This is a genomic window from Yersinia thracica, assembly GCF_902170565.1.
GTDB classification, from domain to species: domain Bacteria; phylum Pseudomonadota; class Gammaproteobacteria; order Enterobacterales; family Enterobacteriaceae; genus Yersinia; species Yersinia thracica.
Map to the genome: position 1 here is coordinate 69,408 of NZ_CABHXX010000132.1, position 19,621 is coordinate 89,028.

Genomic DNA, 19,621 nt, shown 5'->3' on the forward strand with positions numbered 1-19,621 from the left:
CCTTAGCCACCCATGCTGCGCGTGCTGGTTTTGGATGATGTCGCGGCACTACGTTGCATAGAGGATTGTTTAGCTACTGACTCACCAAAACCGCCACGGGTGATGGTATTGGTCACCGCAGGTTTCGGCGCCATTGCGGTTCTTGGTACTGTCATGGTGCGGCCTGTGGTGGCTGAACCAAAGTTTTTACCGGTTGCGTCGACAAACTTGCCATTAGCCGGGCTATTCGGTGCTTTAGAGGTAAACAATGGCTGGCTTGCACCACCGCCCATCATGCGGCCCATCATATAACCGGCCATCAGTGGCATCCACATGCTGCCACTTTGCTGCGGTGCTGCTGCTGTTGTTTCAGAAGATGATGAAGAGGTTGGTACCATACCGGCTTGTGCAGGCGCTTGGGTACACTGTGATTCACCAAATTCAGCCACGCAATCTTCACGGGTTGAGTATTTCGGTGCAGTTTTAGCCGCTTCCTGCAACGCAGTGTTGTATGCCGTGGTACATTCCGCGCTCTTGGACGGATTTGCCGCAGAGCAATCATCAGCATTTTGATACAAAGAGACGGTTTCATCGGTTTTTTCGCAGCCAGCCAGCATAAATACAGCACTGACAGCTAAAGCTACTGGCGCGAGGCGGTAGCTGCGCCAGGATTTACGGAAAGTCTCTTGATTGATGTTTTGAGTCCGTTTCATCATTATTTGTCTCATTTCCGGGCGTTCAATGCCCTTTCCCAGTAAGTGTCCTAAGAATAGGGGAAATGTGTACGAAATTAAAGCTTGAGGGACGATGAGGTGCAGACTTTACAAAGCTATACGAAATGCTGCGAGTCACTTCGCTTTTTTCATTGACGAAAAATGCTGGGGAGTAAAAAGGAGGGGAATAAAAAACCGGGCACAGCTTGATGCCGTACCCAGTGAGTTCACATTCGTAAAAATCAGTTACGGAATGGGTTGCTGTTACCCGCAGCAGCGCTGGTCGGCTGGCTAACAGTTGTTGCACGCGGTGTAGCCCGAGTGCTGGTGCCATCGGCATAAGCATTCTGGTTAGCATCATCCGGTGCCAAGCTGGTGGCAGATGTTGGGACTGGTTTATCCAGTACGCCATTCAGGGCCATCAGATCGTTCATATTCAATGTACCCAGTGCTGACTGGATATTTAATTGGTTTATCAGGTAGTTATAACGCGCATCGGCCAATTGCTGCTTGGATTGATACAAGTTAGTCGTTGCAGTCAATACATCCAGAATGGTACGCGTTCCTACTTGATAACCTGCTTCCATTGCATCTAATGAGCTTTGGTTAGAAATAACCACTTGCTCATAAGCCTTAATGCTGCTGATGGAGGCTGAAATATTATTGAATGAGGAGCGTACAGTTTGCACCACACTACGGTGTGCGCTTTCCAACTGCTCACTGGCACCGACGAAATTGTATTGTGCCTGTTTCACTGAGGAATTAGTCGCCCCACCACTGTACAGCGGTAAGCTCAGTTGCACGCCAATTTTGTTCTGACCCGCATCCATATTTACTTGCTGGGTGCTTGGAGTGCCGCCGCTGTAGCGAGTATTGGTGACTGAAGTTGATGCCGTCAAATCGATAGTTGGCATGTAGCCTGTTTCTGCCGACTTAATTTGCTCACGAGCCAAATCTTGGCTCAAACGAGCAGAAAGCAAAGAAAGGTTACGTTTTTCAGCTTCTTTCAGCAGGTTAGTGACGGCTTGTGGGCGTTCAGTCTTCAAACGAGAAACATTGAGTGATGCCAGTTCTGGGTAGTAAACACCGGTAATTTGGCGCAAGTTTTCCAGCGCATTATCGAGATTATTACGGGCCGTCACTTCCGCTGCTAACACTGTATCGTAGCTAGCACGGGCGTTTTGCACATCAGTAATAGCCACTAAACCCACATTAAAACGCTGGGTCGTTTGGTCTAACTGGCGATACACCGATTGTTTCTGCGCTTCAGTATAAGACAGACTATCAATGGCTCTGAGAACATTAAAATAGGCAGTTGCCGTGTTCAAGATCAAAGCTTGTTCATTGGTCTGGAACGTCACGTCCTGAATACCCGCGGCCTTCTCTTGTAAAGTCAGAGCGCGCCATTTAGACATGTCGAAAATGGTTTGAGTCAGTTGTAGAGAGCCTGATGTTGCATTGCTATCCGGGCTGTCAGAGGCATCGCGGAAACCATTAGTGTGGGTGTAACCGGCACCTAAACCAAGCTGTGGTAACAGCGGGCTGCGAGCTTCATTAATTTTTTCGTATGCAGCATCGCGATCAGCCGCTGATTTGCGTAAATCCGGGTTACTATCCCTGGCTTGCTTATAAACTTGCAGCAAGTTCTCTGCCTGGCTCATGCTACTGAAACCAGCCAGACTCAGCCCGATAAGAAGGGGGAGCAGTTTCTTCATTTGCAGTCCTTGTTGTGCAGCAGTTGTGCGGCAATATTACTATGGTAGCTGTCGATAGACGAATTGTTGCCGATTCTATCAGAGTCTGCCAATGGGATAAGGTGGCTGATTGTGCCATCTCGCCTAAATTTACTTAAATCTATCACAAAGCTAAATGACTATTCAGACAACTAACCTGTATCACACTATTTTTGTCAAATAATCTTTATAAAACCGCCTTTATAAAATTGCCAACCTCTATTAGCCTGACTGGCATTCATGCTGTCATTAAAAGTCACTATTCAGGCTAGATACTCAAGTAAGGAAAGAAGCGATGACATCAAAACAACCCTCACCGGTGACCTTCGGCAAGAAGGATGTGGAAATTATTGCACGTGAAACGCGGTACAGGGGTTTTTTTTCACTGGATGTGTACCGGTTTCGCCATCGTTTGTTTAATGGCGAAATGAGTGGGGAAGTTAAACGCGAAATTTTTGAGCGCGGCCATGCCGCCGTGCTATTACCTTACGACCCGGCGCGCGATGAGGTGGTGCTGGTTGAACAATTACGGATTGCCGCCATTGACAGCAGCCGGTCGCCTTGGTTATTAGAAATGGTGGCCGGGATGATTGAAGAGGGCGAAACCGTCGAGGAAGTGGTACGTCGCGAAGCTGAAGAAGAAGCGGGAATTCATGTTGGTCGCTGTAAACCGGTGCTCAGTTATTTAGCTAGCCCTGGTGGCACCAGTGAGCGCTTATCTATCATGGTCGGGGAAGTTGATGCGACGACCGCGAGTGGGATTCATGGGCTGGCCGATGAAAATGAAGATATCCGGGTGCATGTTGTCAGCCGTGAGCAAGCTTATCGTTGGGTTGAAGAAGGTGTTATTGATAACGCAGCCTCAGTCATTGCATTACAATGGTTGGCGCTGCACCATCAATCGCTAAGAGTTGAATGGCGGTAATTAAGAAAGAGAGAAAATAATGAGCAAGCGCTACACACCTGATTTTCCTGAAATGATGCGGATATGCGAAACTAACTTCGCGCAATTGCGTCGTTTGATACCGCGTGTCGATGAAGTGGGTGAAAGCGTGGCTTATCAGGTCAATGGCGCCAGTTATCAACTGACAATTATTGAATCAACCCGCTACACTTCTGTTGTCGAGATTGTGCAAACTGAGCCAGCTATCAGTCATTGGAGCCTGCCATCTATGGTTGTGCGGCTTTATCATGATGCGCAGGTCGCGGAAGTGTGTGCCAGTCAGCAGATCTCCCGCTTCAAAGCAAGTTATGATTATCCGAATAAAAAGTTGCATCAGCGGGACGAAAAGCATCAAATTAACCAGTTTCTTGCTGACTGGTTGCGCTATTGTTTGGCGCATGGAGCGGTGGCAATTCCGGTTTGTTAGACAGACTTATAGCTTGGCCTACAGAGACGTGATGAATCTGGTTGGGAAAGGTGCAAAAACAAGGACACCATTTGGAAAGCCTGTTTAAACTGCCTATGGCGAGTGGGGCCAGGGTTAGAATTTTACAAATAACAGATACCCACCTCTTTGCGGGGGAACATGAGACCTTGCTGGGTGTAAATACTTCTCGCAGTTATCGCGCTGTGTTAGATGCGATTATTGCTGAGCAACACCCCTTTGATCTTATTGTTGCGACCGGTGATTTGGCCCAGGATCATTCCGTTGCTGCTTATCAGAATTTTGCTGAGGGCATCTCCCGTTTGCCAGCGCCTTGTGTCTGGCTACCCGGCAATCATGATTTCCAGCCCGCGATGGTCGATGCTTTAGCGAATGCCGATATTGCACCTTCAAAGCAGGTTTTGGTCGGTGATGATTGGCAAATACTGTTATTAGACAGCCAGGTTTTTGGTGTCCCTTATGGTGAACTGAGTGACTATCAATTGGAGTGGATGGAACGCTGTCTGATCGCGTACCCAGAACGCTACACACTGATATTATTGCACCATCATCCGATACCATCGGGTTGCACCTGGCTTGATCAACATAGCCTACGCAACGCGCATATGCTGGCGGCGGTGCTGACTCGTTACCCGCGTGTGACCACCTTGTTGTGCGGCCATATTCATCAAGATTTGGATCTCGATTGGTATGGTAAGCGCCTGCTGGCCAGCCCTTCTACCTGTGTGCAGTTCAAACCGCACTGTACTAATTTTACACTTGATACTGTGGCACCGGGATGGCGCTACCTCGACTTACTGCCTGATGGAAAACTTGAAACTGAGGTTCGCCGGTTAGCCAGTGATGAGTTCTGCCCGGACATGGACTCGGATGGTTATTGAATGAGTACGCTTCTATATATTCACGGCTTTAATAGCTCACCCAGCTCGGCCAAAGCAACCACATTCAAAAGTTGGTTGCAGCAACACCATCCTCATATTGAGATGCTGATACCGCAATTACCGCCTTATCCGGCGGAGGCCGCAGAAATGCTGGAAAGCATCGTAATGGATAAAGCCGGGCAATCCATCGGCATTGTAGGTTCTTCCCTTGGCGGTTATTTTGCTACCTGGCTTTCCCAGCGTTTTAGTATTCCCGCGGTGGTGGTTAACCCGGCGGTGCGGCCATTTGAGCTGCTCAGCGATTATCTGGGGGAAAATGAGAACCCCTACACTGGGCAACAATATGTGTTAGAGTCTCGACATATTTATGATCTGAAAGCCATGCAGATTGAAAAGTTGGGATCACCGGATTTACTCTGGTTATTGCAACAAACCGGGGATGAAATCCTCGATTACCGTCAAGCGGTTGCTTATTACACCCCTTGTCGGCAAACAGTAGAATCAGGTGGGAATCATGCCTTTGTCGGCTTTGATCATTATTTCTCCCCGATTATAACTTTTTTAGGGCTGGCGACCGCTTAATATGGCGGTTTAAGCATCACCCGATACAGTAGGTTTTGTTACTGCAGTGGGTATTGAACCGCGGGCTGTGATGGCCTGTCGGGCATGTCACCGCTAGCCTTCCAACCATTAGCCGAATATTAATCAAACCATGACTGAATCCAGCTATAACGCTGATGCCATTGAAGTACTCAGCGGTTTAGAACCAGTGCGTCGTCGTCCGGGAATGTACACGGACACCACGCGGCCAAACCACCTTGGTCAAGAGGTGATTGATAATAGCGTCGATGAAGCACTGGCAGGCCATGCCCGCCGCATTGACGTCATCCTGCACGCCGATCAATCACTGGAAGTTATTGATGATGGCCGTGGGATGCCGGTTGATATCCATCCAGAAGAGGGTGTTCCTGCGGTTGAGCTGATTATGTGTCGTTTACATGCAGGCGGCAAATTCTCTAACAAAAACTATCAGTTTTCTGGTGGTTTGCACGGTGTGGGTATTTCGGTTGTTAACGCCTTATCCAAGCGGGTAGAAGTGACGGTGCGCCGTGATAGCCAAATCTACAGCATCGCCTTCGAAAATGGCGATAAAGTGCAGGATTTACAGGTTATCGGCACGTGCGGTAAGCGCAATACCGGGACCAGCGTACATTTCTGGCCGGATGTTTCTTTCTTCGATAGCCCACGTTTCTCTGTGTCTCGTTTGTCACATTTGCTGAAAGCAAAAGCGGTACTGTGCCCTGGAGTAGAAATTGTCTTTAAAGATCAGGTCAATAATACTGAGCAGCGCTGGTGTTATGCCGATGGTCTGACTGACTACCTGATGGAAGCCGTTAACGGCTTGATTACCTTGCCAGAAGTGCCGTTTGTCGGCTCTTTTGCCGGTGATACTGAAGCTATTGACTGGGCGCTGTTATGGCTACCGGAAGGTGGCGAGCTGCTGACTGAAAGCTACGTCAACTTGATCCCGACCATGCAGGGCGGCACTCACGTCAACGGCTTACGTCAGGGTTTACTGGATGCAATGCGCGAATTTTGTGAATACCGCAATATTCTGCCTCGGGGCATCAAACTCTCGGCGGATGATATCTGGGAGCGCTGTGCTTACGTGCTGTCAGTCAAAATGCAGGACCCACAATTTGCCGGCCAGACGAAAGAGCGACTTTCCTCACGTCAGTGCGCGGCCTTTGTCTCCGGCGTAGTAAAAGATGCTTTTAGCCTATGGCTGAATCAAAACGTGCAAGCGGCTGAACAGTTGGCTGAGTTGGCTATTTCCAGCGCCCAGCGCCGTATGCGTGCGGCGAAGAAAGTGGTGCGTAAGAAGCTGACCAGTGGCCCAGCATTGCCCGGCAAACTGGCAGATTGTACTTCGCAAGATTTGAGCATGACTGAACTGTTTCTGGTGGAAGGGGATTCTGCGGGCGGTTCTGCCAAGCAAGCGCGTGACCGTGAATATCAGGCGATCATGCCGCTGAAAGGCAAAATCCTGAATACTTGGGAAGTCTCTTCCGATGAGGTGCTTGCTTCGCAGGAAGTCCATGATATCTCAGTTGCTATTGGTATTGATCCAGACAGTGAAGACCTAAGCCAACTGCGCTACGGTAAAGTTTGTATTCTTGCGGATGCGGACTCCGATGGTTTGCATATTGCCACCTTACTGTGCGCGCTGTTTGTTCGCCACTTCCGCGCACTGGTTCGCAATGGCCACGTGTATGTGGCGATGCCACCTTTGTATCGCATTGATTTAGGTAAAGAAGTGTTTTATGCACTGGACGAAGAAGAGAAAGCCGGTGTCCTGGAGCAACTGAAACGTAAACGCGGTAAACCGAATGTGCAGCGCTTTAAAGGGCTGGGTGAAATGAACCCGTTGCAGTTACGTGAAACCACTCTTGATCCTAATACCCGCCGCTTGGTGCAGTTGACCATCGGTGATGACGATATTGATAAAACAATGGCCATGATGGATATGTTGCTGGCGAAGAAACGCTCTGAAGATCGCCGTAATTGGCTACAAGAGAAAGGGGATACCGCCGAGATCGAGGTCTGATCGATGACAGGATTTGATCGATGAAAGTGACGTTAGAAGAGTTGCAGGCGTTTACCTCGGTCGTCGACTGCGGCTCAATCACGGCGGCTGCGGAGCAACGCAGCCAGACCGCATCTGGTATCAGCCGGGCATTGAGTCGGTTGGAACAGAAACTGGCGACCACTTTACTGCGCCGTACCACTCGGCGGCTGGAGCTGACGGAAGAGGGCGAATTGTTCCTCAATCATGCGCGGCAGATCCTTGGTGCGGTCGATGATGCTGAAGAGCAAATTGCTTTACGGCGACTGAAACCGGCTGGGCGGTTGCGGGTGAATGCGGCAGCGCCTTTTATGCAGCATGTGATTGTGCCGATGATCACCGGTTTTCGAGCGCTATATCCGCAAATCATTCTTGAGCTGAATACTGACGACCTGAATATCGATTTGCTAGAACAACGAACTGATATCGCGATCCGCATTGGCGCGCTGCGCGATTCAACTATCCATGCGCGCCTGTTGGGTGCCAGCCGGGTGCGCATTCTCGCTAGCCCAGATTATCTGCAACGCCACGGTACTCCCCATACGATTGACGACTTGGCAAATCACAGTTTGCTTGGTTTTACTCAGCCAGAGTTCCTTAATCAGTGGTCACTACCTCATTTACCGGGCGGGCGTTCGTCAATCATTCCTAATCTGGCTGCATCCAGTGGTGAAACACTGCGTTTATTGGCTTTACAGGGCGAGGGGATCGTTGAGCTCTCGGATTTTATGACTCGAGAGGATCAACTGGCGGGGCGCTTAGTCGAAGTGATGGCCGATCAAACTCTGGAAACCTGGCAGCCGATTAACGCGGTTTATTATCGTAATACTCAGCTTGCCGCGCGCATTACCTGTTTTTTGGATTATGTCAGTGAGCAGATCAAGTTGCAGGGTCGTCATTGGCTTAGGGATCCCCTTCGCTCTTGAAGCTGCAAGGGGGTTAGCTGCGCTAGTTACTCGGCCCATCCGTGGGACTCGTCCATGCGAGGCCGCTGCAAGCAGCGTTCAAATCTGTTCCCAGCAGATTTGTCCCCCGAATCACTGACTTGTAGTTGACCTTACATGAATAAGCTCATCGGGATGGGTTTACTTGCCGCCTACCTGCAACTCCAATTACTTTGGGGATTAGTTGGTTAAGCGTTATCAAGGATATGAATGTTCACATCCAGTACATCATCTTTAATCACTTCACGATGCTGATGCATATGTTCCATCTGCAAATGTAACTCCAGATGATGAACACTTTGCCACTTTTCTAGCATGAAAATAGAGTCTGGCGAGTTTTTTTGCCAATCAAGCTGAGTCGGCACGTCAATCATTGGTACATAGCCACCACAGCCTTCTTCTGCCAGTACCGCTGGTATTAGCTTCTCAATTGCATCCAACACTGCATGGCGACGCCCTGGTTTGACCTTTATTTCTGCAAAAACAGTAATCATAGCTACCCCAATTTAAATGTGATGGTGTGATATCAAACAGCTTGATGCTTAAAGTTGTCGGCCAAATGCTGACGATAACGGCTAATATCACCTTCAATATCTGGTTGCTTAATCACATCATTACACATAAATGTTGGCAAAGGTTCCATTCCAAGGAATTGATTTGCCTTATGGAAATGCAGGTAAACACCATCAACACCAACCCCTTCAAAGAACTGATTCGGATCAGTAAAGGCCTCAAGTGGTGCATTCCAGGTCACTGAAAGCATGTAGGTTTTACCCTGAATCAAACCACCAGAACCATAGCCCTTAGTGGTATCGGAGCGCGTGCGGCCATCACTTTGGTACAGGCGGCCATGGCCATAGGTAAAGACTTCATCAATGTATTTTTTCAAAATCCATGGTTCGCCCATCCACCAACCCGGCATTTGATAAATAACGGTGTCAGCCCACAGATAATTCTCAATTTCACTTTCAATATCATAGCCTTGGTCAACAGTGGTTATTTTAACCTGATGGCTATTTTCTGGTAGAAAATCGGCAGCTACATTAGTGAGAGTCAGATTGAGCGCCCCTTTGGAGTGCGCAAATTCTTTCATTGCGTTAATAATCAGTATGTTACTCATTGATATACCCTTTTAAAGCTATACCCCTATTTCAATAATAGAGGCATGATGCTGCCTAACTCGGAATACTGAGTATGCTAATGGTTTCATTACCAGAGAAAAACACACAATGCTGCATAACACTATTGCTTAATAAGCAACAAAACGCCTCAATTAAACCGTTTTAGCTGCGAACTTGCGAAGCTCCCCGCATTGAATTTCATATCACCGAAACAACAGCACAACAGTTTTGAGGCAGCTCGCAGAATGTAGTTAAAACCTAGCCTCGTATAGCTGCACACCGAGTTATAGCGGTACACTGCTTGCCTATCAGCGACATTCGTTTACTCAGGTCAGCGCCATTATGTCCCCTCATACTTTGCTCGTAATTGATGATGACGAAGAGATCCGTAGCTTGCTGACGGAATACTTCACCAAAGCGAATTTTCGTGTGCTTTCGCTACCTGACGGCGAACACTTGCTGGCAACATTGAAGCAGGAATCCGTGGATTTAGTCATTTTGGATGTCATGCTGCCCGGCGACGATGGCTTCACTCTTTGTCGTAAAGCACGGCAAGTATCGGCGGTGCCGATCATCATGCTGACAGCGGCATCTGATGAAAGTGACAAAGTGATTGGGCTGGAGTTGGGTGCGGATGATTATCTGGCGAAACCCTTCAGCGCCCGTGAGCTACTGGCACGGGTTAAGGCATTATTACGTCGTAATCAAATAGTACAAAGTCCCGGCACGGAGGCGCGTTTTTTGTGCTTTAACGGCTGGAAACTGGATTTAGTCCGGCGAGAGCTTATTGATCCGCAAAAGCAGAGTGAACCGCTGTCGGGGATTGAGTTTACCTTGCTCTCGTTATTTTTGCGCCATCCTAATCAGATCCTCGACCGAGACCAGATTTCTGAGATAACCCGCCGTCGGGAAAATAACCCGCTGGAGCGGGGGATTGATGTACAGATCAGTCGCTTGCGTCAACGCCTGCAAGATAGCCAGCGCTTGCTGCTGCGCACTCTGCGTAATCAGGGCTACATGCTCTGTTGCGATGTCACACGTGAATATTGATTCGGGCCGTTACATCCGCTGGTTGCAGAACATGTTTCGGCCACTGTGGCCCCGCTCACTGCTGAGCCGCATGTTATGCATGTTGGTCATTGCCCTGTTGCTGGCAGAAAGTATCTCTGGTTCAATTTGGTATCGCCAGTTTAGTTTACGGAATCAGGCCAGTCTGGAAAGTACGATTAAAGGGCTGGTGCAGGGCATGCTGACCAGCTACAACTTTATGTCCTCCCTCCCTTATAACTATCGTCATTTAGTGTTGCAACAACAGCTAGCATTAGGAGGATCGCAGTTTTTTATTTCGATCAATAATCATGTGTTGGATGAAGTGCAATTACTCAGTAGCCAAGCGGCCAAAACAGTTGTCTCGCAAGCAAAACAGGAACTGCGAACACAACTAGGGGAACGGCAGGCGGCGATTATTTCGTTGACACCCGCGGATCAACTGAAAGTTTTCAATGCCGGAGTATTGGTAGAAAATTTGCCCCCCGCATGGGCGCGCTTCGGTATCACGACATCCCACAAAGATGCGCCGGTATTAGTCATTCAGTTACAACTTAATGCCCATGAATGGCTGTTTCTTGCCGCTCCTCTGCCGCCCCCTTATGACCAGTTGGAAAGCCCACTATTTAGCTTACGTCAGGTGGGTTTTACCTTGTGTAGCTTGCTCTTGGTTCTACTTTTCACTTGGTGGTTGATTCGTCGTGAGCTGAAGCCATTAGCGCGGTTAGCCCATGGTGCGCTCGAGCTCAACAGTTCCTTGGACAGTGAACCTTTACCGGAAGAAGGCAGTGCCGAGCTGGTGACGGCTACCCGCTCTTTTAATCAAATGCAAAGCCGCCTGAGAGCTTATCTGCATAACCGCGAAATGCTTTTTACTGCTATCAGCCATGACTTGAAAACCCCGCTTACACGGCTGCGGCTGCGGGTCGAAATGCTGGAAGATGACAAATTGGGGAAAAAGTTTGAGCAGGATGTTGCAGACTTAGAAATGATGGTCAAAGGCGCACTGCAAAGCATGAAAGACACTGATTTACATGAAAATATGGAATCCATAGACATCATGAATTTACTAAGAAAAACGATGGATGCCTATCTTAATGTCAATGTTTCCGGTAAAGCCAGCCCCATTTTTGGTCGCCCGCTGGCGATTAAACGGCTACTGAATAATATCGTGGAAAATGGGCTAAATTATGGTCGGCGGGTAGAAATAGTTCTCTCAGACCATAGGGATTACATCATGCTGTTTGTCCGCGATTTTGGCCCAGGGATCCCCGAAGATCAGTGGGAGAAAGTCTTTAAGCCCTATTATCGTTTGCAGCAGGACAATCGTGGCAGCGGATTAGGGCTGGCTATTGCACGCAGCATTGCCAGAGCACACGGTGGCGAAGTGGCATTACGCAATCATCCCGCCAGTGGCCTGATAGTGGAAGTCCGTTTACAACGCTATAACTGAGTCTATTCCCTATGTTGAAGACGCTATTTCTCATTCCTTTACTGCTGGTCACGACCCATGCTGCTGCGGTAAATGTTGAAGTTTTGCACTATTGGACCTCGTCCAGTGAGCAGGCGGCACTGCGCTCGGTAAAACAAGCGCTGGCCGAAAAAGGGGACAATTGGCAGGATTTTGCTATAGCCGGTGGTGCAGGGGAGAGCGCCTATAGTGTTTTGCAAACCCGTGCTATCGCCGGTAACCCGCCAGGGGCCGCACTGCTTGAGGGGAAGGCTATTGAAGAATGGGCCAGACTCGGTTTCCTCTCCAGTCCTTATACACTGGAGCAAACTATTGAGTGGGATCAGGTGTTGCCTCCCGCCCTCAAAGCTAATATTAAATACCACGGTGAATATGTCGCTGTACCAGTAAACATACATCGAATCAATTGGATGTGGATTAACCCCAAACCTTTTGCCAAATTGAAATTAGCTGTCCCTACCACTTGGGATGAGTTTTTTGTTGTGGCGGATAAGCTACAAGCAGCGGGGTACATTCCATTGGCCCATGGTGGGCAGGCATGGCAAGACGCCACCGTGTTTGAGAATCTGCTATTAGGCATGGAAGGCAGGGAATTCTACCGTCAGGTGTTTATGGAACAGCGTAGCAGCGCAATCACGAGCGCGAAGATGATGCTGGTGCTGGAAAAGTTTCGCCAGATTAAAAGATATATTGACCCAGATGCCGCTAATCGTCCGTGGCATGAGTCGGTAGAAATGTTGCGCAGCGGCAAAGCTGCGATGATGATTATGGGTGACTGGGCTAAAGGCGAAATGATGCAAGATGGTGATCGCCCCGGCAAAGAGTTTTTGTGTGTGTTGGCTCCCGGCACTCAGGATTATTTTATTTATAACACTGACAGTTTTGCTATTTTGCAGCAAAACGGCAACCCGGTGATGGTCTCTGGTCAGCGCCATTTAGCTGACGTACTGATGGATAAACAGTTCCAGGTGACTTTTAATCAATTAAAAGGCTCGATCCCCGCGCGGATGGATGTTTCATTGCAAGATTTTGACTCTTGCGCCCAGCAGTCGAGCAAAGCATTCCGCCAGGCGGAAACATCGGGGAAATTGCTGCCGAGCATGGCGCATTCAATGGCGACAGATGCTCAAACTAAAGAGATTTTTTTCCACGTCTTGAACTACTTTTTTACCCATCCAGAGCAGACACCGCAGCAGGCTGTGCAACAGTTGAATACTGCATTAATCGCGGTGAGATCTTAAGAGTGGCGAATCAAATAAAGTGGCAGGGTTTATAGGGGGATATTTCAGGTTCGATTATTGTAGGTTTCATGGAACAGAAGGGCAAAGTGCCCTTCCTTAAAATGGGAGATATACAATATATCAGAGGGTTAATCCTAAATCCCTTCAGGTTCTTCATTGCCCTCATTATCTTGAGTGTCACTCTCAAGCACAAAATGGACGATTCCTCTTTTCCCGGCAGCCAGTGCTTGTTGGACAAACTCGCTTGCAGTGGGGATTTCATCTCTATCTAACACTGTTTCTGCCAGCATCTGCATATTGGTGCCAGCAATAACTTCAAACTGAGGTTGCTGCACACTCAATTGGACTGCGCTGCGAAAGGGGGACCCACCCAGTAAATCGGTGAAGAACACCACTCCCTGCTCCACAGGTAATGTATCCAGTGCCTGTTGTAATGCTTGGTCTAACTGTTGAGTGCTCATGCCGACTGGAAAATCGACAGCAACAATCTGTTGTTGTGGGCCAATGACTTGCTCCAGAGCGTTATACAACCCACTGGCAAAACGCCCGTGGCCAGTGATGATAATGCTTACCATAAAGGTCCTTGGGCGCTGGCAATTAACCAGCGCAGTAAAGATTGAAACGGATTGCGGAGTTACAACACACCAAGCCATGACAGCGCGATAGACAAAACGAACGTCACCAGAATGAGTGTCACCGGGCTGACTTTCTTGGCCCGCAGCAAGTAATACATCAGCAAGGTGTAGACCATCGGCAGCAGGTTAGGGAAGACTTTGTCAAAGAATGCCTCCTGAATGGAGACCTCATGCCCCGCTGTCACCGCGACTTTCGCCGCCACTGTAATATGAACATATGAAGCAATCAGTCCACCAACGACGGTCACACCGAGGATGGTCGCAGCCCTGGAAATAGCTCCCGAACTGGCCCGCAGTTTATCAATAGCTTTTACCCCTAAGGTGTAACCCAGATGAGTCCACACCACGCGCAGTAAAAATAGCGCCAGATAAACCACGAAGAAGATAATGGGCCCCAATATGCTGCCCTGACTGGCGAAAGAGGCGCAAACCCCAGCGACAATCGGCAGTAAGGTGAACCAGAAAATCGCATCACCAATACCCGCCAGTGGCCCGAATAATGCGACTTTCAGCCCTTTTATCAGATCACGGCTTTCGTGGCGTTCTTCTAGTGAAATCAATAACCCCATCAAGAAACCAACGGCGTTGGTATTGGTATTGATAAACTCCAGATTGTCTTTCATGGCCGCCGACAGCGCCGCTTTGTCATCGCCATAAATCTTTTTCAATAACGGGGCTTGAGCGCTGGCAAAGCCGGTGGCCTGCATCCGTTCGTAGTTAAAACCTGACTGTAACAGCGCCGAGCGGAAACCTAACTTGGTGATATCTCGGCGCGTCAACTTGGTGGTTGGCTCTGCGCTGACATCGGTTGTTGTTGGCAAGGTATTAGATTCCATCATTCATCTCCTCGGGTGCGGCAGCTGCTTGGGCGGCTTTTTTCTGTTGGTTATAATATTCGTAGATAGCGAAAGCTGTCCCCAGTAGCGCAACAGGCAACAGATTTTGTACCGGTATAAAGGTGACAAACAGGAAACCAATAATGAAGAAAGGGGTGAATGGTGTTTTCATCATGACTTTCAATAGCAAGCCGAAACCAACCGCAGGCAGAATACCGCCAGCCACTTCGAACCCGTGGGTTAACCAGGCGGGCATCGAGCGCACCAAGCTTTGCATCGCACCTTGAGAGACGTAGGCGCACAGGAAAGTCACGGCGGCGTAAGTTACGGCAACAATGGCAGTTAGTAATAGATTTAGCCGCCCTAGAGCCGCCCCATCAGCCTCTTCGGCATAACGATCCGCTTTTTGCATAAAGAACGAGAAAGCTGAGTAATAGAACAAAATGATGTATTGCATTAAGAAGCTAAAGGGCAGGCCGAGTCCGATGGCGGTTTTCGCATCAACCCCCGTGCTATGGGCAATCACGGTGGTCATAATACCCGCCAGCACCGGGTTGGGAGGCTGGGTGCCGCCAATGGGGGTTAGGCCAGTAAAAGCCAGTTCAGTCAGTGCGCCGGTAATCAAACCGGTTTGGATATCACCGAGGATGGCACCGGTTAAGGTACACACGATAAGTGGGCGGAAGATATACAGCGCTTCCAACCAAAAATCGATCCCGACAATCAGGGCCATAATTGCCAGCCCAATGCCTTGCATCATAGTTATTTCATGCATAAATAATTCCGTCACCAAAGGTGTTGTAGGGCAGGGTATTACCGGCTTCCGCATTCTCGAATTAAGCTCTGGCGGATTGATATACCCTGATGCGGCGGCTATTTACTGGACTTTATCTTTGCCGTCACTCGGTGTGTCCTGAATAAAGACATTTACGTTATGCTGTTGAATTGCATGCAGGTTGGCCAGATCGTTATCATCGACATACACTTTTTTGGTCAGCGGGCGTTTGCCTTCCGAAAAATGCATATTCCCGACATTCACATCGCGAATAGGAACCCCGCCCTCGACCAAGCGGCGAGCTTCATCCGGTGTGCGGCAGACGATAAAAATTTTCTGTTCAGCGGAAGCTTTGCCAATGACATCAATGGTTTTTTGGATGGAGAAAAAACGGATCCCCAGCCCCATGGATTCAGCTGTCATTGACATGATTTGTTGTTGGAGTTTGTCCTGCGCGACGCCGTCGTCGGCGACCAATAACAGGTTTGCCCCAAGGGATGAGGACCATGCCACGCCAACCTGGCCGTGAACCAGCCGGTTGTCGATGCGTAACAGCAGAATGTTGGGTGATGCCATGGGTATTCTCCTACTTCTATTGCAAGCGAAACGACATTTATTGCAAGCAAACCGATATTGTCGCTGTGTATTGATTTGCACGCCGTCATCCCGGCGACGGTTATCGGGGGAGCGAATAAAAGTGGGAGGAACTCCAGCGCATAACCAGTATAAGGAGGGAAGAGAAGCGGTAGGCTACATGATGATATCGTTTTGTTACCCCGCTGATAGAAAGGGCGGCCAATGTTGCAAGGCTGAAAGATAATGTTGCAGAACTGAAAGATTGAGATTATCTGTGGGTTGTGACAGTCACCCCGCAGATGAGGTACTATCGCGGGCAGAAATTGACAATGAACTTGCGGTGCCGATCTGCTGATTGACAGTGATCGCCTCCAGAGTCTGAGGATAATTGAGTAATGAGTGATTTGACTCATGACGGTGCAGAACGCTTACCGCTGCACACCTTTACTGAAAACGCCTATCTGAACTATTCCATGTACGTCATCATGGATCGGGCGTTGCCGTTTATCGGCGATGGTTTGAAACCGGTACAGCGGCGTATTGTCTACGCAATGTCCGAACTGGGGCTGAACAATAGCGCAAAATTCAAAAAATCTGCTCGTACCGTGGGTGACGTGCTGGGTAAATATCACCCGCATGGCGACAGCGCGTGTTATGAAGCTATGGTGTTGATGGCGCAGCCATTTTCTTACCGCTACCCTTTGGTTGATGGGCAAGGGAACTGGGGGGCGCCGGACGACCCTAAATCCTTTGCAGCAATGCGTTACACCGAATCTCGCTTATCCAAATATGCGGAAGTGTTGCTGGGTGAATTGGGGCAGGGCACCGTTGATTGGGTGCCGAATTTTGACGGCACCATGCAGGAGCCGAAAATGCTACCTGCGCGCCTGCCGAACATTTTGCTCAATGGTACTACCGGTATTGCGGTGGGTATGGCAACAGATATTCCCCCCCATAATGTGCGCGAAATTGCGCAGGCGGTGCTGGCACTGATTGATAAGCCAACGTCTTCGCTGGAAGAATTGCTGGAGTTTGTGCAAGGGCCTGATTTCCCGACGGAAGCAGAAATCATCACTCCACGTGATGAAATTCGTAAAATTTACCAGAATGGCCGTGGTTCGGTACGGATGCGGGCCTTATGGAAGAAAGAAGATGGCAGTGCGGTGATTACCGCCCTACCGCATCAGGTTTCGGGTGCCAAAGTACTGGAACAGATTGCCAGCCAGATGCGTGCTAAGAAATTGCCGATGGTTGAAGATTTGCGCGATGAATCTGACCATGAGAATCCTACTCGGCTGGTTATTGTTCCGCGTACCAACCGTGTTGATCTGGATCAGGTGATGAACCATCTGTTCGCTACTACGGATCTGGAAAGAAGTTATCGCATCAACATGAATATGATCGGTCTGGATCATCGCCCAACAGTGAAAGGGCTGGTGGAGATCCTGACCGAGTGGTTGGTATTCCGCCGCCAAACAGTGCGTAACCGGCTGAATTATCGTCTGGAAAAGGTATTAAAGCGGCTACATATTTTAGAAGGTTTATTGATTGCCTTCCTGAATATCGATGAAGTTATTCATATCATCCGCACTGAAGATGAACCCAAACCGCTGTTGATGCAGCATTTCGCTATCTCTGAGACTCAGGCTGAAGCCATCCTTGAGCTGAAACTCCGCCATTTAGCCAAACTTGAAGAAGTGAAAATCCGTGGTGAGCAGGATGAGTTAGCTAAAGAGCGCGATCAATTACAAGCATTACTGGCATCAGAACGTAAGCTTAATACCCTGATTAAAAAAGAAATTCAGGCCGATGCAGCCGCTTATGGCGATGATCGCCGTTCGCCGCTGACTGAACGTGGCGAAGCCAAAGCCATGAGTGAACATGATATTGTGCCTTCTGAGCCGGTGACCATCGTGTTGTCTGAGATGGGATGGGTGCGCAGTGCCAAAGGACATGATATTGACCCGAGCGGGCTAAGTTATAAAGCGGGTGATAGCTTCCGTGCTGCGGCACGTGGCAAGAGCAACCAACCTGTGGTGTTTATTGACTCAACCGGTCGTAGCTACGCGTTAGATCCGCTGACACTGCCATCTGCGCGTGGGCAAGGGGAACCGCTGACCGGTAAGCTGACTCCACCACCGGGAGCAACCATTGAACAGGTATTGATGGCACCGGATGACCAGAAATTGTTAATGGCATCAGATGCGGGTTATGGTTTTGTCTGTACTTTCAATGATTTGGTTGCAAAAAATCGCGCTGGCAAGACCATGATTACCCTGCCGGAAAATGCTAAGGCACTGCCGCCATTGGAAATCTATGGGCCGGATGACATGCTGTTATCCATTACTGCCGCTGGCCGTATGTTGATGTTCCCAGTGGCTGATTTACCTGAATTATCAAAAGGTAAGGGCAATAAGATAGTTTCTATCCCAGCTGCGGATGCGGCAGCAGGTAAAGATCGTCTGGTATGGTTGTTTGTCTTACCTCCTCAAACATCAATTACCCTTCACTTTGGCAAACGTAAGTTAACCTTACGGCCAGAAGATTTGCAGAAATTCCGAGCCGAACGTGGTCGGAAAGGTTCACCACTGCCTCGTGGGCTACAACGTATTGATCGCGTTGATGTTGATGCACCAGAGCCTGTAATACCCGCAGATAATGAAGAGTAGTAACCAGTAAATGTAACAGGGAGCGCGCGCAATTTGCGCGCGCTGTCGCGTAACATGATTAGGGTAAGGAATCTGCGCGGTGTTTTGTCTAGAAACCGCTATACTAGCGCCGATTGCGAATCTAAGAGTGAGTGTTTAAGAGGTTGTTATGCTATTAATTTTGCGCACGGTATTGGCAGTTTTATATTGTTTTCTAGTGTGTGTGTTTGGTTCGATTTATTGCCTGTTTCGCCCCCGAAATCCGCGTAATCTCGCGACGTTTGCTCATCTTTTTGGCCGGATGTCAGTATTATTTGGGATTAGGGTTGAGCAGCGTATTCCTAAGGAAGCGGCTAACTACGGCACTTGTATTTATATCGCTAACCATCAAAATAATTACGATATGGTCACGATGTCGAATGTCGTTCAATCCGGCACCGTCACTGTGGGCAAGAAGAGCTTGCTGTGGGTACCTTTATTTGGCCCATTATATTGGTTAACAGGTAATCTGCTTATTGATCGTGATAACCGTGCCAAAGCGCATGGCACTATCGCCCAAGTAGTTGAACAAGTTAAACAAAAGAATGTTTCCATCTGGATGTTCCCAGAAGGAACTCGTAGCCGTGGGCGCGGTTTACTGCTGTTCAAGACCGGCGCCTTCCATGCTGCTATCGCCGCGGGTGTGCCAATCGTGCCAATTTGTGTGTCCAACACTAACAATATCAAGTTAAACCGTTGGTCAAACGGCAAAGTTATTGTAGAAATTATGCCGCCAGTTGATACCACCGGTTACGGTAAAGATCGCGTTCGTGAGTTAGCGGAGCATTGCCGCAATCTGATGTTGGCTAAAATTGAGCAGCTTGATGCAGAAATTGCCCAGCAGGCGGCAACTGAAAAATAATATATAGCCCGTAGATTTCAAGCTATCAACACATTGGCATCTTGAAAGATGTCGGGCATCAGTAAAATTTGGATTTTTGCTTCTATTTAAACGACTCTGGTCGTGA

The 19,621-nt window shown here is 48.9% G+C and carries 19 protein-coding genes; 11 read left to right on the forward strand and 8 right to left on the reverse strand.

The window, feature by feature from the left end:
- Positions 1–2: 2 nt before the first annotated feature.
- A complete protein-coding gene (locus tag FTA91_RS17910; RefSeq protein ID WP_145534108.1) occupies positions 3–692 on the reverse strand; it encodes a DUF1190 family protein in 690 nt (229 codons plus the stop codon).
- Between the two features lie 242 nt (positions 693–934).
- A complete protein-coding gene (tolC, locus tag FTA91_RS17915; RefSeq protein ID WP_145534076.1) occupies positions 935–2,407 on the reverse strand; it encodes an outer membrane channel protein TolC in 1,473 nt (490 codons plus the stop codon).
- Between the two features lie 313 nt (positions 2,408–2,720).
- On the opposite strand from tolC, the gene nudF reads away from it, so the two are divergent.
- From nudF to FTA91_RS17945, 6 genes are all read left to right on the forward strand, one after another.
- The gene (gene nudF / locus FTA91_RS17920) at positions 2,721–3,350 is read left to right on the forward strand and encodes an ADP-ribose diphosphatase (RefSeq protein WP_050112272.1); all 630 of its coding nucleotides are present in this window, start codon (positions 2,721–2,723) and stop codon (positions 3,348–3,350) included.
- A gap of 19 nt (positions 3,351–3,369) precedes the next feature.
- Positions 3,370–3,795, forward strand: a complete 426-nt coding sequence (locus FTA91_RS17925; protein WP_050112273.1) for a DUF1249 family protein — start codon at positions 3,370–3,372, stop codon at positions 3,793–3,795.
- A 71-nt stretch (positions 3,796–3,866) separates the two neighbouring features.
- The gene (gene cpdA, locus FTA91_RS17930) at positions 3,867–4,694 is read left to right on the forward strand and encodes a 3',5'-cyclic-AMP phosphodiesterase (protein ID WP_050112274.1); all 828 of its coding nucleotides are present in this window, start codon (positions 3,867–3,869) and stop codon (positions 4,692–4,694) included.
- Positions 4,695–5,276: an esterase YqiA gene (gene yqiA, locus FTA91_RS17935; RefSeq protein ID WP_050112275.1), complete on the forward strand. Its 582-nt coding sequence runs from the start codon at positions 4,695–4,697 to the stop codon at positions 5,274–5,276.
- 130 nt (positions 5,277–5,406) lie between these two features.
- Positions 5,407–7,302, forward strand: a complete 1,896-nt coding sequence (gene parE, locus FTA91_RS17940; protein ID WP_004390127.1) for a DNA topoisomerase IV subunit B — start codon at positions 5,407–5,409, stop codon at positions 7,300–7,302.
- 20 nt (positions 7,303–7,322) lie between these two features.
- Entirely contained in the window at positions 7,323–8,246 is a 924-nt protein-coding gene (locus FTA91_RS17945) for a LysR substrate-binding domain-containing protein (RefSeq protein ID WP_145534079.1), read from the forward strand.
- A 206-nt stretch (positions 8,247–8,452) separates the two neighbouring features.
- Here FTA91_RS17945 and FTA91_RS17950 read toward each other — a convergent pair whose 3' ends face one another.
- On the reverse strand, positions 8,453–8,758 hold the full coding sequence (locus tag FTA91_RS17950) for a putative quinol monooxygenase (protein WP_145534081.1): 306 nt from the start codon (positions 8,756–8,758) through the stop codon (positions 8,453–8,455).
- A 32-nt stretch (positions 8,759–8,790) separates the two neighbouring features.
- Positions 8,791–9,384, reverse strand: a complete 594-nt coding sequence (locus tag FTA91_RS17955) for an NAD(P)H-dependent oxidoreductase (RefSeq protein ID WP_050112278.1) — start codon at positions 9,382–9,384, stop codon at positions 8,791–8,793.
- 343 nt (positions 9,385–9,727) lie between these two features.
- On the opposite strand from FTA91_RS17955, the gene FTA91_RS17960 reads away from it, so the two are divergent.
- From FTA91_RS17960 to FTA91_RS17970, 3 genes are read left to right on the forward strand one after another with little or no spacing between them, the layout of a single operon-like run.
- On the forward strand, positions 9,728–10,435 hold the full coding sequence (locus FTA91_RS17960; RefSeq protein WP_050112279.1) for a response regulator: 708 nt from the start codon (positions 9,728–9,730) through the stop codon (positions 10,433–10,435).
- A complete protein-coding gene (locus FTA91_RS17965; RefSeq protein WP_227507636.1) occupies positions 10,425–11,885 on the forward strand; it encodes an ATP-binding protein in 1,461 nt (486 codons plus the stop codon). Before FTA91_RS17960 ends, FTA91_RS17965 begins: the two co-directional genes overlap by 11 nt.
- A gap of 11 nt (positions 11,886–11,896) precedes the next feature.
- On the forward strand, positions 11,897–13,144 hold the full coding sequence (locus FTA91_RS17970) for an ABC transporter substrate-binding protein (RefSeq protein WP_145534084.1): 1,248 nt from the start codon (positions 11,897–11,899) through the stop codon (positions 13,142–13,144).
- A 134-nt stretch (positions 13,145–13,278) separates the two neighbouring features.
- Here the strand turns inward: FTA91_RS17970 and agaF are convergent, their stop codons facing one another.
- The 4 genes from agaF to agaB form a co-directional block, all read right to left on the reverse strand.
- A complete protein-coding gene (gene agaF, locus FTA91_RS17975) occupies positions 13,279–13,719 on the reverse strand; it encodes a PTS galactosamine/N-acetylgalactosamine transporter subunit IIA (protein ID WP_050112281.1) in 441 nt (146 codons plus the stop codon).
- Between the two features lie 59 nt (positions 13,720–13,778).
- Positions 13,779–14,615 carry a PTS galactosamine transporter subunit IID gene (gene agaD, locus FTA91_RS17980; protein WP_050112282.1) on the reverse strand — a complete coding sequence of 279 codons (837 nt, stop codon included), beginning with the start codon at positions 14,613–14,615 and terminating at the stop codon, positions 13,779–13,781.
- On the reverse strand, positions 14,605–15,390 hold the full coding sequence (agaC, locus tag FTA91_RS17985) for a PTS galactosamine transporter subunit IIC (RefSeq protein ID WP_050112283.1): 786 nt from the start codon (positions 15,388–15,390) through the stop codon (positions 14,605–14,607). Before agaC ends, agaD begins: the two co-directional genes overlap by 11 nt.
- A 102-nt stretch (positions 15,391–15,492) precedes the next feature.
- Complete coding sequence (agaB, locus tag FTA91_RS17990) at positions 15,493–15,966, reverse strand: PTS galactosamine transporter subunit IIB (RefSeq protein WP_004390117.1); 474 nt, start codon at positions 15,964–15,966, stop codon at positions 15,493–15,495.
- 395 nt (positions 15,967–16,361) lie between these two features.
- Here agaB and parC point away from each other — a divergent pair, with 395 nt between their 5' ends.
- Both parC and FTA91_RS18000 read left to right on the forward strand, forming a co-directional pair.
- A complete protein-coding gene (gene parC / locus FTA91_RS17995; protein ID WP_145583726.1) occupies positions 16,362–18,635 on the forward strand; it encodes a DNA topoisomerase IV subunit A in 2,274 nt (757 codons plus the stop codon).
- 148 nt (positions 18,636–18,783) lie between these two features.
- The gene (locus FTA91_RS18000) at positions 18,784–19,515 is read left to right on the forward strand and encodes a 1-acylglycerol-3-phosphate O-acyltransferase (protein WP_050112285.1); all 732 of its coding nucleotides are present in this window, start codon (positions 18,784–18,786) and stop codon (positions 19,513–19,515) included.
- The last annotated feature ends 106 nt before the right edge of the window (positions 19,516–19,621 follow it).

What these genes read in the sequence shown, in the direction of transcription:
- FTA91_RS17910 (WP_145534108.1), bottom strand. Translation starts at nt 692, where the DNA reads ATGAAACGGACTCAAAACATCAATCAAGAGACTTTCCGTAAATCCTGG.
- tolC (WP_145534076.1), bottom strand. Translation starts at nt 2,407, where the DNA reads ATGAAGAAACTGCTCCCCCTTCTTATCGGGCTGAGTCTGGCTGGTTTC.
- nudF (WP_050112272.1), top strand. Translation starts at nt 2,721, where the DNA reads ATGACATCAAAACAACCCTCACCGGTGACCTTCGGCAAGAAGGATGTG.
- FTA91_RS17925 (WP_050112273.1), top strand. Translation starts at nt 3,370, where the DNA reads ATGAGCAAGCGCTACACACCTGATTTTCCTGAAATGATGCGGATATGC.
- yqiA (WP_050112275.1), top strand. Translation starts at nt 4,695, where the DNA reads ATGAGTACGCTTCTATATATTCACGGCTTTAATAGCTCACCCAGCTCG.
- parE (WP_004390127.1), top strand. Translation starts at nt 5,407, where the DNA reads ATGACTGAATCCAGCTATAACGCTGATGCCATTGAAGTACTCAGCGGT.
- FTA91_RS17945 (WP_145534079.1), top strand. Translation starts at nt 7,323, where the DNA reads ATGAAAGTGACGTTAGAAGAGTTGCAGGCGTTTACCTCGGTCGTCGAC.
- FTA91_RS17950 (WP_145534081.1), bottom strand. Translation starts at nt 8,758, where the DNA reads ATGATTACTGTTTTTGCAGAAATAAAGGTCAAACCAGGGCGTCGCCAT.
- FTA91_RS17955 (WP_050112278.1), bottom strand. Translation starts at nt 9,384, where the DNA reads ATGAGTAACATACTGATTATTAACGCAATGAAAGAATTTGCGCACTCC.
- FTA91_RS17960 (WP_050112279.1), top strand. Translation starts at nt 9,728, where the DNA reads ATGTCCCCTCATACTTTGCTCGTAATTGATGATGACGAAGAGATCCGT.
- FTA91_RS17970 (WP_145534084.1), top strand. Translation starts at nt 11,897, where the DNA reads ATGTTGAAGACGCTATTTCTCATTCCTTTACTGCTGGTCACGACCCAT.
- agaF (WP_050112281.1), bottom strand. Translation starts at nt 13,719, where the DNA reads ATGGTAAGCATTATCATCACTGGCCACGGGCGTTTTGCCAGTGGGTTG.
- agaD (WP_050112282.1), bottom strand. Translation starts at nt 14,615, where the DNA reads ATGGAATCTAATACCTTGCCAACAACAACCGATGTCAGCGCAGAGCCA.
- agaC (WP_050112283.1), bottom strand. Translation starts at nt 15,390, where the DNA reads ATGCATGAAATAACTATGATGCAAGGCATTGGGCTGGCAATTATGGCC.
- agaB (WP_004390117.1), bottom strand. Translation starts at nt 15,966, where the DNA reads ATGGCATCACCCAACATTCTGCTGTTACGCATCGACAACCGGCTGGTT.
- parC (WP_145583726.1), top strand. Translation starts at nt 16,362, where the DNA reads ATGAGTGATTTGACTCATGACGGTGCAGAACGCTTACCGCTGCACACC.
- FTA91_RS18000 (WP_050112285.1), top strand. Translation starts at nt 18,784, where the DNA reads ATGCTATTAATTTTGCGCACGGTATTGGCAGTTTTATATTGTTTTCTA.